The organism is Streptomyces sp. NPDC048590, from assembly GCF_043199535.1.
Classification (GTDB): domain Bacteria; phylum Actinomycetota; class Actinomycetes; order Streptomycetales; family Streptomycetaceae; genus Streptomyces.
This window is the reverse complement of the sequence record NZ_JBICWC010000018.1, coordinates 1-13,827: the sequence shown is the minus strand read 5'-3', so window position 1 is coordinate 13,827 and position 13,827 is coordinate 1. Positions and strand designations below refer to the sequence as shown.

Below are 13,827 nucleotides of genomic sequence, written 5' to 3'. Positions count from 1 at the left end.
TCCTGGATCAACCTACGCGGAGGCAGCGTGTCCGGTTTCGTAGAAAAGCCCGAGCCTGTGCAGGTGCCGGGGCTCACCCATCTGCACACCGGCAAGGTGCGCGACCTGTACCGGAACGAGGCGGGCGACCTCGTGATGGTCGCCAGCGACCGCATCTCCGCGTACGACTGGGTCCTGCCCACGGAGATCCCCGACAAGGGGCGCGTGCTCACCCAGCTCTCGCTGTGGTGGTTCGACCAGCTCGCCGATCTCGTCCCCAACCACGTGCTGTCGACGGAGCTCCCCGCCGGGGCCCCCGACGACTGGGCCGGGCGCACCCTGGTCTGCCGCTCGCTGCGGATGGTCCAGGTCGAGTGCGTGGCTCGCGGCTATCTGACGGGCTCCGGCCTGGTCGAGTACGACGCGTCCCGTACGGTCTGCGGGATCGGTCTGCCCGAGGGCCTGGTGGACGGCTCCGAGCTCCCGGCGCCCATCTTCACCCCGGCCACCAAGGCCGCCGTCGGCGATCACGACGAGAACGTCAGCTACGAGGAGGTCGCCCGCGAGGTCGGCCCCGAGACCGCCGCCCTGCTGCGCCGCACCACGCTCGACGTCTACGGCCGCGCCCGGGACATCGCCCGCGAGCGCGGGATCATCCTCGCCGACACGAAGTTCGAGTTCGGCTTCGCGCCGACCGCGGACGGCGGCGAGGAACTGATCCTCGCGGACGAGGTGCTCACCCCCGACTCCTCACGCTTCTGGCCGGCCGACGCCTGGAAGCCGGGCGGCGCCCAGCCGTCCTACGACAAGCAGTTCGTGCGGGACTGGCTGACCTCGCCGGCCTCCGGCTGGGACCGCCGCAGCGAGCAGCCGCCCCCCGCGCTCCCGCAGGAGATCGTCGACGCGACCCGGGCCAAGTACCTGGAGGCGTACGAGCTCCTGACCGGCCTGAGCTGGCCGCCCCAGGGGATGTGACGCAGGAAGGCCCCGGTCCTGAGGACCGGGGCCTTCTCACTTGAGCGGACGACCAGGTTCGAACTGGCGACCTCAACCTTGGCAAGGTTGCGCTCTACCAACTGAGCTACGTCCGCGTGCGCCGTAACGCGATGCCTACTATACCCAACCTCTCTCCCGTGCGAGCCACACCGCCGCATGACGGTTCTCGGCGCCCACCTTGGAGACGGCGGCCGACAGGTAGTTGCGCACCGTCCCCTGAGACAGCGACGCCCGCTCCGCGATCTCCGCGATCGACGCGCCGTCCGCCGCCAGTTCGAGGAGCTCGGCCTCGCGCGCGGTCAGCGGGGAGTCACCCGCGGAGATCGCGTCGGCCGCCAACTCCGGGTCCACGTAACGGTTTCCGGCGTGCACGGTGCGGATGATCTCGGCCAGCTTCCGGGCGCTGACCGTCTTGGGTACGAACCCCCGCACCCCGGCCGCCAGGGCCCGTTTCAGGTGTCCGGGGCGGCCGTGACCGGTCACGATCATGGTGCGGCACCCCGGTAGTTCGTCCCGCAGGGATGTGGCGACCTTCACACCGTCGGCGCCCGGCATCTGGAGATCCAGGACAGCCACGTCCGGCCGGTGCGCCAGTGCCATCGCCAGGGCCTCGGGGCCGCTCGCCGCCTCCGCGACCACGACGAGGTCCTCCTCCAGGGCGAGCAGCGCGGCGAGCGCCCCGCGGATCAGGTGCTCGTCGTCGGCGAGCAGGACTCTCAGCGGCTGGGCGCCGGTCATCGTTCCTCCGTGTGGTCGGTGGGGTCGGTGAGCCCCGAAGGGGCGTCGGGGGCGGGTGCGTCGAGCGGGACCGTGGCCGTCACCCGGAAGCGGTCGTCCCCGGCGGGGCCGGCGCTGACCGAGCCGCCGATCCCGCCGAGCCGTTCGCTCAGCCCGGCGAGGCCGGATCCGCTGCCGCCGTCCGGGCCGGGACCGCCGCCGGCCCCGTCGTTCTCCACCTCCAGCACGACCGCGTCCCGGGTGTGGGAAAGCCGGATCCAGCAGTGGCTCGGATCGCCGTGGCGCAGCACGTTCGTCGCCGTCTCACGCACCACCCAGCCGAGCGCGGCCTGTACGGCGGCCGGGGCCCCGATGCCCGCGGGGCCGTCGGCGCCCTCGACCGTGACGGCGATGCCGGCGGCCTGCAACACGCCCCGCGCTCCCATGAGTTCGGTGGGCAGGTCCGCCTCGCGGTAGCCCCGTACGACGTCGCGGACCTCCTGCTGGGAGGCCCGCGCGATCCGCTGCACCTCGATCATCTGGTCCACCGCCGCCGGGTTGCCGCGCTGGGCCAGCTCCACGGCCAGCTCGCTCTTGAGCGCGATCACCGAGAGGTTCCGGCCCAGCACGTCGTGCATGTCCCGGCCGAACCGCAGGCGCTCCTCCGCCACCGCCAGCCGGGCCTGCATGTGCCGGGCCTCCTCGGCCTGCCACATCACGGTCAGGCTCCAGATGCTGGGTCTGGCCGACAGGAGGACCAACAGGAGGCCGAAGAGAATCGTGATCATCACCCCGAGCAACAACCCGCCCGGTACCCCCACAGCCGCCAGGAGCGCCACGACGGCCGCGGCATAGGCACCGGCCCGGAGCAGATACGTCCGCACCGGTACGAGCACGGTGCACGGGATGGCGAAGGCCACGGGCAGGTTCAGCACCAGCAGCCCCAGCCCGCCGTCCTCGACGGCGCCGACCGCCGCGAGGGCCACGAGGAGGCAGGTCAGTACCACCTGTACCGCGACGGGCAGCCGCAACCGCCGCATCGGGAACGGACCGGTCCCGCGGTAGTGCGCCAAGGCCGGAGCCAGATTGCGGTTGCTCAGTACGGACTGGACGACGTTGGCGGCGAGGAACGCCCCGCCGAGTACCGCTGCCCCCGCCCCTCTGTCCAGGGTCGTGCGTAGTGGCAGCAGCCCCCAGGAGAGGGTGAAGATCCAGACCAGGGAGTAGAGGGTCGCCCGGGTGTAGAGGTCGATGCGCTGCAGCTTGCTGCGCCCGTGCCAGTCGTTTCTCCAGGCCCGTACCCGACCGATCACGCCCCTCAGCCCTCTCACGTCAGCCGCGCGGGTCCCAGCGGAACCACCGCTGCACAGCAAACACCGCGAAGGCGGTCCAGGCCAGCGCCGCCGCGGCGGCCGTCAGCAGTTCGCCGCCCTCCGCCCCGCCCAGCCAGCCGTGCCGCACGAGGGTCATCACACCCGTCAGAGGCAGCAGTTCGAGCACCGAGGCCAGCTTGTCCGGGAAGACGTCCAGCGGGACGAAGATCCCGGAGCCGAACAGCGAGACGAAGAACAGCGGCAACGTGGTGAGCTGCGAGGTCTGGACCGTGCGGGTCATCGCGGAGGTCGCGGCCGCAAGGGCGGACATCATCAGCAGGCCCACCACCAGACCCACCAGGAACAGCGCGGGATGCTTGGGGGCCGTCAGATCGAAGGCGATCGCGCCGGCCACGACCAGCAGCACGCACTGCAGGAGCGCCAGAGCGAGCGAGGGCACCGCGGTGGCGGCCAGAATCTCCCGGTCGGTGATCTCCCCGGTGCGCAGCCGCTTGAGGACGAGCTCCTCGCGCCGGGTGACGTACCCGGTCACGAGGTTCATGTAGACGACCTGGACGAGCACGATGCCGATACCGCCGGTCAGGGCGGCGCCGGCGATGGAGAGCCCGGTGCCTGAGAGGTCGACCTGCTTCAGGGAGGCCCGGATCGAGAAGACCATGACGACCGGAAGCACCAGTGCCATGAAGATCGCCGACCGGTTGCGGATGAGCAGCACAAGCTCCGCCCTGGCGAGAGCGGTCAGCCGCCGGGCGGAGGCGGAGGCCTTCGACGCGGGTGCGGTGGAGCGGCCGGGAGCGGTGCGGTCGTCCGGGAGGACGGTGGGCGTGGTCATGCCGTCACCTTCTTCGTGTCGTTCCGGGTGCCCTCCGCGGGTGCGCCGGTCCCGGCGCGCCCGGACCCCGTCTGCCGCGGGTCGTCGGCGCGGGAGCGGAGCTGGGTGTTCGCGATCCGGAGGAAGGCTTCCTCCAGTGAGGCGGAGCGGGCGTCGAGCCCGAGCAGCTGTACGCCCGACTCCCTCGCCCAGCCCAGGAGTTCGTGCAGCGCCTCCTGGAGCTCGGTGGTACGGATCTCGATCCGCTGCCCTTCTCCGCCCGCCCGCAGGGAGAGCGGAAGGTGCCCCGCCGGCACGTCGTCGGGCAAGGTGAACCTGATCCTGGCGGGCTGGGAGGCGGTGACCTCGGTGGTCGTCCCGGCCGTCACGATCCGCCCCTGGTGCATGATCGCCAGCCGGTCCGCGAGCGCCTCGGCCTCCTCCAGGTAGTGCGTCGTCAGCAGGACGGTCGTGCCGCCGTCGCGGAGAGCCCGGATCAGTTCCCAGGTGTCCCGCCGGCCTTCCGCGTCCAGCCCCGTCGTCGGCTCGTCGAGGAAGAGCACCTCCGGGCGGGAGGACAGCGCGAGCGCCAGGTCCAGGCGGCGCTTCTCCCCGCCGGACAGCTGCTTGACCCGTACCCCCGTACGGCCGGTGAGGCCGACGATCTCCAGGGACTCGGCCGCGGGGCGAGCGCCGGTGGTGCACGCGGACCACATCCGCGCGGTCTCCAGGACGGTCAGGTCGGAGGGGAAGCCGCCTTCCTGGAGCATCACCCCGGTCCGGGGCCGGACGGCGGCGCGTTCGCGGTACGGATCGTGGCCGAGGATCCTCACGCTTCCAGACGTCGGGAGCGCCAGACCCTCCAGCAGTTCCACGGTGGAGGTCTTGCCCGCGCCGTTCGTCCCGAGCAGGGCGAAGAGTTCACCGCGGGCCACGGAGAAGGAGATCCCGGACACCGCCTCGAAGCCGCCGGCGTAACGCCGGTGGACTCCGTCCACCTCGATCACGGGGCCGTTCGCACGGCCGCTGGGAATGTCGTCGCTGGTCATGCTTCCAGCTTTCCGGCGGGAGATGCCGAAGAGCAGTGCGCGCTGTCACCACTCCTCATGACAAACGTCATGAGGTTTTGCGGCGAGGGTGGAGGGCGACGAACAAAGGCCCCGGTCGGAATCGACCGGGGCCTTTGAATCAAGAGCGGACGACCAGGTTCGAACTGGCGACCTCAACCTTGGCAAGGTTGCGCTCTACCAACTGAGCTACGTCCGCATTGCTGCCACTCGGCTTTCACCGGTGGAGCGCTCACCACTCTACCTGATCCACTGAGTGATCCGGTAAGGCGATGCAGAGCGGGTGACAGGAATTGCACACTGCGCCTTCCCCCTGGAAGGGGGATGTTCTACTACTGAACTACACCCGCACGCTGCTGGGGGTTCGGCTTTTCGGCCTTGCCCTTCGGCGTGCTCCAGACTCTAGCCGACCTGCAGGGGTGTTGTGCAAGTCGGCTCCCCGGGGAGTCGCCGGGGGTCGGACCGGAATGGAACATTCCGGACAGCGGCCTCAACTGGACGCCGCGAACGCCTCGTAGACCTTCTTCGGGATCCGGCCGCGGGCCGGCACCTCCATCCGGTGCGAGCGGGCCCACGCGCGCACCGCCGCGGGGTCGGGCGCGAGCGAGGTGTGGTGGTACGCCGCCGGAGCCTTGCCGCGCTTGCCGCTATTCGCCTGCTTTCGGCCGGCGCTGACGTACGGGGCAAGTGTCTTACGTAGTTTCTCCGCATTGGCGGGATTGAGGTCGATCTCGTACGACTTCCCGTCCAAGGCGAAGGAAACCGTTTCCGCCGCTTCTCCGCCGTCGATGTCGTCGGAGAGTGTGACCACGATGCGCTGAGCCACGGATGCCGGTCCTTTCCTACGGCGTCTTCGCACCTGACGTGCGCTGATGCCGGCCTTGTGGAGGCGGGGCGGATAGGGGTCGACTTGCGTCGACAGTTCCGGGGCAATCACGCTTTCCCCGGTATTCATTTGTACAGCGGAAGGCGCCGCATTGTGAAGTCCGCCCAATTGCGTCCGCGTGTTGCCCGGCCGTCCGGACCGGTCAATCCACGTGAAGATTCTTTCGCGGACTTTCTGCCGGGGTTGGCGCGGGCCGATATCTCGCCGTGATCTGGGGAAGTGCATATCTACCCGCGTAGAATTTCTGGCCAGGTACGCTGAGTGGACCCGTGGGGGTCTGGGGAACCCCATCGGAGACACAGCCGCACCACACCACCGGGAGTGCCAGTGGCACGCGTCGTAGTCGACGTCATGCTCAAGCCGGAGATCCTCGACCCGCAGGGACAGGCTGTGCAGCGCGCGCTGCCTCGTCTCGGCTTCGACGGAATCGCGGACGTTCGTCAGGGGAAGCGTTTCGAGCTCGAGGTCGAGGGGCCGGTCGACGACGCCGCCCTCGCCCGTATCAACGAGATGGCCGAGACGTTCCTGGCCAACACAGTCATCGAGGACTTCACCGTGAAGGTGGAGGAGGAGAAGTGACCACTCGTATCGGAGTCGTCACTTTTCCCGGCACGCTCGACGACCAGGACGGTCTGCGGGCCGTGCGGATCGCGGGCGCGGAGCCCGTATCGCTCTGGCACCGCGACAAGGACCTCCACCAGGTTGACGCGGTCATCCTGGCGGGCGGATTCAGCTACGGCGACTATCTGCGCGCCGGCGCCATCTCGCGTTTCTCGCCGGTGATGGAGACCGTCATCGCGCAGGCGAAGGCCGGAATGCCGGTCCTCGGCATCTGCAACGGCTTCCAGGTCCTGACCGAGGCGCACCTGCTGCCCGGCGCGATGCTGCGCAACAACCACCTCCACTTCATCTGCCGCGACCAGAAGCTGCGGGTGGAGAACGCGGAGACGGCCTGGACCTCGGACTACACGGCCGGCCAGGAGATCTCCGTACCGCTGAAGAACATGGACGGCCGGTACACCGCCGACGAGCGCACGCTCGACGAGCTGGAGGCCGAGGGGCGCGTCGCCTTCCGCTACCTGGACGGCAACCCCAACGGCTCGCTCCGTGACATCGCCGGCATCACCAACGCGGCGGGCAACGTCGTCGGTCTGATGCCGCACCCGGAGCACGCCGTCGAGCCGCTGATCGGCACCGGTCGCACCGACGGCCTCGGTTTCTTCACCTCGATCATCAAGAAGCTGGTCAACGCATGAGCCTGGACACGGTCAAGCACGCGGCCGAAACCCCGGACGCCGGACAGCCCTGGAAGGAGCTCGGCCTCAAGGAGGACGAGTACGCCCGGATCCGCGAGATCCTGGGCCGCCGTCCCACCGGCGCCGAGCTCGCCATGTACTCCGTGATGTGGTCCGAGCACTGCTCGTACAAGAGCAGCAAGGTCCACCTCAAGCAGTTCGGCGAGAAGGTCCCCGCCAACGACGCGATGCTCGTCGGCATCGGCGAGAACGCCGGTGTGGTCGACGTCGGCCAGGGCTACGCGGTCACCTTCAAGGTCGAGTCGCACAACCACCCCTCGTACATCGAGCCCTACCAGGGCGCGGCGACCGGGGTCGGCGGCATCGTCCGCGACATCCTCGCCATGGGCGCCCGCCCGGTCGCGGTCGTCGACCCCCTGCGCTTCGGCGCGGCGGACCACCCCGACACCCGGCGCGTGCTGCCCGGCGTCGTCGCGGGCATCGGCGGCTACGGCAACTGCCTCGGGCTGCCGAACATCGGCGGCGAGGTCGTCTTCGACCCCTGCTACCAGGGCAACCCCCTCGTCAACGCCGGCTGCATCGGCGTGATGAAGCACGAGGACATCCACCTCGCCAAGGCCTCCGGCCCCGGCAACAAGGTGATCCTCTACGGTGCCCGCACCGGCGGCGACGGCATCGGCGGTGTCTCCGTGCTCGCCTCGGAGACCTTCGAGTCGACCGGCCCCGCGAAGCGCCCCGCCGTACAGGTGGGCGACCCGTTCCAGGAGAAGCTCCTCATCGAGTGCACCCTGGAGATCTTCAAGGAGAAGCTCGTCGCGGGCATCCAGGACCTCGGCGGCGCCGGGCTCTCCTGCGCCACGAGCGAGCTGGCCTCCGCGGGCTCCGGCGGTATGCGCGTCGAGCTGGACACGGTGCCGCTGCGCGACTCCTCCCTCTCGCCCGAGGAAATCCTCATGAGCGAGTCGCAGGAGCGCATGTGCGCGATCGTCGAGCCGCAGCACGTGGACCGCTTCCTGGAGATCTGCGAGAAGTGGGACGTCATCGCCACCGTGATCGGTGAGGTGACCGAGGGCTCGCAGCTCGAGATCTTCTGGCACGGCGAGCAGATCGTGGACGTGCCGCCGCGGTCCGTGGCCCACGAGGGTCCGACCTACCACCGGCCGTTCGCCCGCCCCTCCTGGCAGGACGCGCTGCAGGCCGACGACGCCGCGAAGCTGGCCCGCCCGGCGAACGGCGCCGAGCTGCGCGAGCAGGTCCTCAAGCTGGTCGGCTCCCCGAACCAGGCGTCGAAGTCCTGGATCACCGACCAGTACGACCGCTTCGTCCAGGGCAACACCGTGCTGGCGATGCCCGAGGACGCCGGCATGGTCCGGATCGACGAGCAGTCGAACCTGGGCGTGGCCATGGCGACCGACGGCAACGGCCGTTACGCCAAGCTGGACCCCTACACGGGCGCCCAGCTCGCGCTGGCCGAGTCCTACCGCAACGTCGCGGCGTCCGGCGCCAAGCCGCTCGCCATCTCGGACTGCCTCAACTTCGGTTCGCCCGAGGACCCGGACGTCATGTGGCAGTTCGCCGAGGCCACCCGTGGTCTCGCGGACGGCTGCCTGGAGCTCGGTACGCCGGTCACCGGCGGCAACGTCTCGCTGTACAACCAGACCGGTGAGACGGCGATCCACCCGACGCCCGTCGTGGCCGTCCTCGGTGTGATCGACGACGTCAACCGGCGTACGCCCGTCGCGTTCGCGGAGGAGGGGCAGCTGCTGTACCTCCTGGGCGACACCGCCGAGGAGTTCGGCGGCTCGGCCTGGTCCGACGTCGTCCACAACCACCTCGGCGGCATGCCGCCCAAGGTGGACCTGGGCCGCGAGAAGCTGCTCGCCGAGATCCTCATCTCGGCCTCCCGCGACGGCATGATCGACGCGGCGCACGACCTCTCCGACGGCGGCCTGATCCAGGCGGTCACCGAGTCCTGCCTGCGCGGCGGGAAGGGTGCCCGGCTGGTCGTGCCGGACGGGCTGGACGCGTTCACCTTCCTGTTCTCGGAGTCGGCCGGCCGCGCGGTCGTGTCCGTTCCGCGCAGCGAGGAGCTCCGCTTCAACGACATGTGCGGTGCGCGGGGTCTGCCCGTCGCCCGGATCGGTGTCGTCGACGGCGAGGAGATCGAGATCCAGGGCGAGTTCAGCATCCCGCTGAGCGAGCTGCGTACGGCGCACGAGGGGACCCTCAAGGGCCTCTTCGCCTGAGTTCCACCTGTTCAGGAGCCCCCGCCCGGGTCGACCGGGCGGGGGCTCCTGCGTTCCCGAGACCTGTTGATTAAAATTACGTAATTACGTAAGGTGGATGCCATGGAGCTCGAAGACCGGGTCGCCGACCTGGAGCGCCGCCTCGCGGCGCTGGAGTCGGCCGCCGCGGAAGCCGGAGGCGCGAGGCTCGAGCTGGACGCCGGGGACTTCTGGGCGCTGCACGGGCTGAAGGAGCAGCTCGACGAAGCGGGGGAGGCCGCCGCGGACGGCGGGGTGCTCTTCACGGGCGCGGTGAAGCTGCCGGCCGGTGAGCGGTACGAGTGGCAGTACGGCGTGCTCACCAGCGGGCTGCTGGGGACCACGGAAGAGAACCGGCCCGACTGGGCGGAGGCCGCCGAACCCCTGGCCGCGCTCGGTCATCCGGTGAGGCTGCGGCTGCTGCGCGAGATCCTCGCCGGCCGCCGTACGGCAGCCGAGCTGGCTGAGCTGGACGACACGGGCACGACCGGCCAGATCTACCACCATCTGCGCCTGCTGACCGGCGCCGGCTGGCTCCACACCAAGGAACGCGGGCGCTACGAGGTGCCCGGCGCCCGGGTGGTGCCGCTCCTGGTGGTGCTCGCGGCGGCTCGGCCCTGAGAGACGGCAGCCTCCGGGAGAGACCCGGAGACACGACGAGGAGGAGACCGACATGTCCGCACGCAGGTGGCCCGGGTTGCTCACGCGAGTGCTTCTCCTCACCTTCTTCGCACTCGTCGTCATCGGTCTCTTCGTCGAGTACCCGTTCCCGTCGTGGCTGGTCTTCCTCCCGGTCGTGCTCGCCTGGGCGACGGGGGCCGTGGGGGGCAGGCTGGCCGATCGTGACCTCAAGGCCGCTCCCCGCGAACCCGTGGAGGTGCTGCCACCGGTGGCCGGGCGCTGGTCCGCGTTGAACAGCCCGTCCGACCGGGTGCCGAGCCACGGACTCCACACCTTCGGGCAGACGTGGGCGATCGACATCGTGGCGGAAGGGGGCACGGGGACAGCGGCAGCCGAGAGGCCCCGCTTCGCCTGGCTGTGGCCCCTCGCCCGGCGGCCTCAGGTCTTCCCCGCCTTCGGCGCACCCGTGGTCGCGGTCGCGGACGCGACGGTCGTCACCACCGACGACAGTCAGCGCGACCATCTCACCCGGAACTCCCTGCCGGGCCTCGCGTATCTGCTGCTCGCCGAAGGTGAGCTGCGCGGACTGGCGGGCGCGCACCGGGTCTTCGGAAACCGCATCGTGCTCGACCTCGGCGACGGTACGTACGCGGCCTACGCCCACCTCCAGAACGGCTCCATAGAGGTGCGCGCAGGCGACACCGTCCGGGCGGGGCAGCGGCTCGCCCGCTGCGGGAACTCCGGCAACTCCACCGAGCCGCATGTGCACTTCCAGCTGATGGACCGCCCGGAGCTGGAGAGGGCCCGTGGAATCCCGTTCAGCTGGCGGGGGATCGGCGTACCGGCGAACGGCGAGGTGTTCATGGCGGAGGGGGCTGTCGGACGGGCCGGTTAGTCTCGCCTCCATGCCACCGGCCAAGAAACGCCCCCGCGCCTACGACCTGTCCCGTACCAGGACCGCGGTCCTCGCCCAGTTCGGCCACGTCCGGTCGGCCGTAAGGGCACTGACAGCGGAGCAGCTGGCTCTGCCGGGCCTCGGGGAGTGGAGCGTGCGGGAGCTCGCGGCCCACATCACCATGGCGCCGGAGCGGGTCAGCCGGTCGATGGAACTGCCGGAACCGGCCGGCGGACCGGCGCCCCGGCTCACCCTCCTGGAGTGGCCGTTCTCCACCGGAGGAAGCGCCGATGACATCGCCGCGCACACCCGTTCGCTCGCGGCGGACCACCCCGGACTCGACGCGCTGTACGAGGAGACGACGGCCAGGTTCGAGGAACTGGTGCCTGTCACGGCCGCGGCCGACCGGCTGGTGTCCACCCGGGCGGGCACGATGCGGCTGGGCGACTTCCTGGTCACCCGTACCGTCGAACTCGTCGTCCACACCGACGATCTGAACCGGGCGACGGGCCTCGGTATCCCGTACGACCGGCAGGCGCTCGCCGCCTGTACCAGGCTGCTCGCCGACGCGCTCGCGGACCGGGCGCCCGGCGGGGCCGTCGAGGTGCGTGTCCCGCCCTTCGCCGTCGTCCAGTGCATCGGCGGCCCCAGGCATACCCGTGGCACCCCGCCCAACGTCGTGGAGACGGACCCGCTCACCTGGATCCGGCTGGCCACCGGACGTACGGGGTGGGCGGAGGCGCTCGACGCCGCGCAGGTCAGCGCGAGCGGGGAGCGGGCCGATCTCGCCCCGCTGCTCCCGCTCATGGGCTGAGGGGAACCGGATCGGCCACCCGGTCCGTCCCATCCGCATGCGTACACAACGTGTGGCAGTCAGCGTCCTGACCCTCCTCACCCTTGCCGCCTGCGGTACGGAGACGAGTTCCGGAACGGGATCCGGGGACGACTCCGAGGGCGGCAGCGGCACCGTACGGACCGAGCCGGCCCTGACCGATGTCAGGTGGACGGTGTCCGCCCTGACCACCGACGGGAAACGTACGCCCGCACCGGCGGGCGCGGAGGAGAAGGCGCGTCTCACCTTCGGCGAGGACGGTTCGGTGCAGGGCAGCCTCGGCTGCAACTCCTTCCACGGCACCGCCGAGGTCTCCGGCGCCGGCATCACCTTCGGTCCGCTCGTCTCCACCAAGAAGATGTGCCCGGGCCCCGAGATGGAGGTGGAGCGGGCGCTGCTCGGAGTGCTCAAGGGCACGACGCGCTACGCGATCGAGCAGAACTCGCTGTCCGTCGAGGCGGAGGACGGCAAGGGGCTGCGCGCGACGGCCCCGGCCGCAGGCTGACCCCGTCCCACGCGGCCGGGGGCCCGTGGGACGGGGAGGGGCTCAGGAAGCCGTCGGATAGGGGAGCAGTCCGGAGTTCGTCCGCTCCCACGAGGCCCGCAGCGAGGCCAGTCGCTCCGGTTCGGCCGTCGCCCGGTCCGCTTGCTCGCGCCGGTCGTCGGCCAGGTTGAAGAGCTGGTCGGCGCCGCCCTTCCCCCGGTAGTACTTCCAGTCACCGCGCCGCAGGGCGCGCTCCCCGCGCACCCGCCAGAACAGATCGCGTTCCTTCGGCGCCTCGTCCCGCAGCAGGTACCCGGCGAGGCTGACGCCGTCCAGCGGGTACGCGGGGTCGGGCCGGGCACCGCCGAGCTCCAGCAGGGTCGCCGTCCAGTCGGGTGAGTAGACGGGGACGTCGCTGACCTGATGGCCGTCGATCCGGGCCGGCCAGCGCAGCACCGAGGGGACCCGGATCCCGCCCTCCTGGAGCGAGCTCTTGTTGCCGGAGAGCGGCCAGTTGTAGGAGAACCGCTCGCCCCCGTTGTCGCTCGCGAAGAAGACCAGGGTGTCCTCCTCCTGCCCCGAGCGCTTCAGCGCCTTCAGGACCTGCCCCACCGAGCGGTCCAGGTCCTCGACCATCTCCTTGTACTTCTCGACCGACCCTCCGTCGGCGTGCCACAGCGCGGACGGGTCCCCGGCCTTGATCCGGCGGACGATCTCGGCGCTCGCCTCGGTGTCCCCGTCGGCGATCCACGGCCAGTGCGGGGTGGTGAAGTTCAGGTTGAGCAGCCACGGCTTGTCGTGATCGCGCTGCACGTACTCGCTCGCCCGCTCCGTCAGGATCCGCGTGTAGTAGCGCAGGTCCTTGTACTCGGCGTCGCCCTCGTACAGGTCGTACTCGCCGCCCAGACCTAGCTTGGAGTAGTACTCCAGCGCCCCGCCGAAGTTGCCGAAGAACTCGTCCCAGCCCGACTTGGTGGGGCTGTAGTCGGGCAGGTAGCCGCAGTGCCACTTGCCGATGAGCGCGGTCGCGTAACCGGCGCCCCTCAGCAGGGACGCGAGCGTGGGGTGCGTGGGCTCCAGCCCCGCGGACTTGTTCGCGATCGGCTCCGCCAGTCCTCCCTTGGTCCGCCCCGGGTAGCGCCCGGTGTAGAGGCTGAAGCGGGTGGGGGAGCAGGTGGCCGATCCGGAGTAGGCGTCCGTGAACCGCACGCCCTGCCGGGCCAGCTCGTCCAGGTGCGGGGTGCGGATGTGCGGAGCCCCGTACGAGGAGAGGTCGGCCCAGCCGAGGTCGTCGCCGAGGATGAAGAGGATGTTGGGCCGGCGGGAGTGTCTGCCGCGTGCGGCGCGGAAGGGGCGCTCGTGGGTGCCCGTGGTCCCGTTCGCCGGGGCCGCGGACGCGGGACCCGCGGTCTGGACGCCTACGGCGGCGGTCGCGGCGGTCGCGCCCACGGCGGTGGTGAACGCGCGACGGCTCAGGGGCGCACCGGACGATCCGTCAGAACGAATGTTCGAATTGCGGGAGGTCATGAGGTCTCCTGGGCATGCCTCGGCCAGGGCGCGAGGGGGGGGGGGGGGGGGGGGGGGGGGGGGGGGGGGCGCCGGGGGGGGGGGGCGGGGGGGGGGGGGGGGGCGGGTGGGGGGGGGGGGGGGGAAAGGGGTAAAAAAGGCGAAATAAACACGGGGTG

14 protein-coding genes and 3 tRNA genes are annotated in these 13,827 nt (G+C 70.6%); 8 read left to right on the top strand and 9 right to left on the bottom strand.

All coding sequences use genetic code 11. The features are described 5' to 3' along the window. Positions 1–27: 27 nt before the first annotated feature. A complete protein-coding gene (locus ACGFNN_RS33625) occupies positions 28–954 on the top strand; it encodes a phosphoribosylaminoimidazolesuccinocarboxamide synthase (RefSeq protein WP_393561707.1) in 927 nt (308 codons plus the stop codon). A 43-nt stretch (positions 955–997) separates the two neighbouring features. Here ACGFNN_RS33625 and ACGFNN_RS33620 read toward each other — a convergent pair. The 8 genes from ACGFNN_RS33620 to ACGFNN_RS33585 all read right to left on the bottom strand — a co-directional run bounded on the left by ACGFNN_RS33620 (position 998) and on the right by ACGFNN_RS33585 (position 5,730). Continuing rightward, positions 998–1,070: transfer RNA gene (locus ACGFNN_RS33620), tRNA-Gly, on the bottom strand. Between the two features lie 22 nt (positions 1,071–1,092). Next, on the bottom strand, positions 1,093–1,713 hold the full coding sequence (locus ACGFNN_RS33615; protein ID WP_393561705.1) for a response regulator: 621 nt from the start codon (positions 1,711–1,713) through the stop codon (positions 1,093–1,095). Further along, the gene (locus ACGFNN_RS33610) at positions 1,710–3,005 is read right to left on the bottom strand and encodes a sensor histidine kinase (RefSeq protein ID WP_393561703.1); all 1,296 of its coding nucleotides are present in this window, start codon (positions 3,003–3,005) and stop codon (positions 1,710–1,712) included. The genes ACGFNN_RS33615 and ACGFNN_RS33610 overlap by 4 nt, the downstream gene beginning before the upstream one ends. 19 nt (positions 3,006–3,024) lie before the next feature. After that, positions 3,025–3,858, bottom strand: a complete 834-nt coding sequence (locus tag ACGFNN_RS33605; RefSeq protein ID WP_393561702.1) for an ABC transporter permease — start codon at positions 3,856–3,858, stop codon at positions 3,025–3,027. Beyond that, the gene (locus ACGFNN_RS33600; protein WP_393561700.1) at positions 3,855–4,886 is read right to left on the bottom strand and encodes an ABC transporter ATP-binding protein; all 1,032 of its coding nucleotides are present in this window, start codon (positions 4,884–4,886) and stop codon (positions 3,855–3,857) included. Before ACGFNN_RS33600 ends, ACGFNN_RS33605 begins: the two co-directional genes overlap by 4 nt. Before the next feature lie 144 nt (positions 4,887–5,030). Continuing rightward, positions 5,031–5,103, bottom strand: a tRNA-Gly gene (locus tag ACGFNN_RS33595). A 79-nt stretch (positions 5,104–5,182) separates the two neighbouring features. Beyond that, positions 5,183–5,254: transfer RNA gene (locus tag ACGFNN_RS33590), tRNA-Gly, on the bottom strand. 140 nt (positions 5,255–5,394) lie between these two features. Then, on the bottom strand, positions 5,395–5,730 hold the full coding sequence (locus ACGFNN_RS33585) for an Lsr2 family protein (protein ID WP_393561698.1): 336 nt from the start codon (positions 5,728–5,730) through the stop codon (positions 5,395–5,397). Between the two features lie 387 nt (positions 5,731–6,117). On the opposite strand from ACGFNN_RS33585, the gene purS reads away from it, so the two are divergent. The 7 genes from purS (at position 6,118) to ACGFNN_RS33550 (ending at position 12,163) form a co-directional block, all read left to right on the top strand. Then, positions 6,118–6,369 carry a phosphoribosylformylglycinamidine synthase subunit PurS gene (gene purS, locus ACGFNN_RS33580; RefSeq protein ID WP_033296931.1) on the top strand — a complete coding sequence of 84 codons (252 nt, stop codon included), beginning with the start codon at positions 6,118–6,120 and terminating at the stop codon, positions 6,367–6,369. Further along, positions 6,366–7,046, top strand: a complete 681-nt coding sequence (purQ, locus tag ACGFNN_RS33575; RefSeq protein ID WP_362551673.1) for a phosphoribosylformylglycinamidine synthase subunit PurQ — start codon at positions 6,366–6,368, stop codon at positions 7,044–7,046. Before purS ends, purQ begins: the two co-directional genes overlap by 4 nt. Beyond that, positions 7,043–9,292 carry a phosphoribosylformylglycinamidine synthase subunit PurL gene (gene purL, locus ACGFNN_RS33570; RefSeq protein ID WP_393561696.1) on the top strand — a complete coding sequence of 750 codons (2,250 nt, stop codon included), beginning with the start codon at positions 7,043–7,045 and terminating at the stop codon, positions 9,290–9,292. Before purQ ends, purL begins: the two co-directional genes overlap by 4 nt. Before the next feature lie 102 nt (positions 9,293–9,394). Continuing rightward, a complete protein-coding gene (locus ACGFNN_RS33565) occupies positions 9,395–9,931 on the top strand; it encodes an ArsR/SmtB family transcription factor (protein WP_393561694.1) in 537 nt (178 codons plus the stop codon). A 52-nt stretch (positions 9,932–9,983) separates the two neighbouring features. Next, positions 9,984–10,826, top strand: a complete 843-nt coding sequence (locus ACGFNN_RS33560) for a M23 family metallopeptidase (RefSeq protein ID WP_393561692.1) — start codon at positions 9,984–9,986, stop codon at positions 10,824–10,826. Positions 10,827–10,836: 10 nt separating this feature from the next. Beyond that, positions 10,837–11,640: a sterol carrier family protein gene (locus ACGFNN_RS33555; protein ID WP_393561690.1), complete on the top strand. Its 804-nt coding sequence runs from the start codon at positions 10,837–10,839 to the stop codon at positions 11,638–11,640. 52 nt (positions 11,641–11,692) lie between these two features. Beyond that, the gene (locus tag ACGFNN_RS33550; RefSeq protein ID WP_393561688.1) at positions 11,693–12,163 is read left to right on the top strand and encodes an META domain-containing protein; all 471 of its coding nucleotides are present in this window, start codon (positions 11,693–11,695) and stop codon (positions 12,161–12,163) included. 42 nt (positions 12,164–12,205) lie between these two features. On the opposite strand, the gene ACGFNN_RS33545 is transcribed toward ACGFNN_RS33550, so the two are convergent. Next, positions 12,206–13,669, bottom strand: a complete 1,464-nt coding sequence (locus ACGFNN_RS33545) for a sulfatase (protein ID WP_393561686.1) — start codon at positions 13,667–13,669, stop codon at positions 12,206–12,208. Between the last annotated feature and the right edge of the window lie 158 nt (positions 13,670–13,827).

Excerpts from the sequence above, each read along its gene's own strand:
- ACGFNN_RS33545 (WP_393561686.1), bottom strand. The coding sequence starts at position 13,669 with ATGACCTCCCGCAATTCGAACATTCGTTCTGACGGATCGTCCGGTGCG.
- ACGFNN_RS33605 (WP_393561702.1), bottom strand. The coding sequence starts at position 3,858 with ATGACCACGCCCACCGTCCTCCCGGACGACCGCACCGCTCCCGGCCGC.
- ACGFNN_RS33560 (WP_393561692.1), top strand. The coding sequence starts at position 9,984 with ATGTCCGCACGCAGGTGGCCCGGGTTGCTCACGCGAGTGCTTCTCCTC.
- ACGFNN_RS33565 (WP_393561694.1), top strand. The coding sequence starts at position 9,395 with ATGGAGCTCGAAGACCGGGTCGCCGACCTGGAGCGCCGCCTCGCGGCG.
- ACGFNN_RS33555 (WP_393561690.1), top strand. The coding sequence starts at position 10,837 with ATGCCACCGGCCAAGAAACGCCCCCGCGCCTACGACCTGTCCCGTACC.
- ACGFNN_RS33600 (WP_393561700.1), bottom strand. The coding sequence starts at position 4,886 with ATGACCAGCGACGACATTCCCAGCGGCCGTGCGAACGGCCCCGTGATC.
- ACGFNN_RS33615 (WP_393561705.1), bottom strand. The coding sequence starts at position 1,713 with ATGACCGGCGCCCAGCCGCTGAGAGTCCTGCTCGCCGACGACGAGCAC.
- purL (WP_393561696.1), top strand. The coding sequence starts at position 7,043 with ATGAGCCTGGACACGGTCAAGCACGCGGCCGAAACCCCGGACGCCGGA.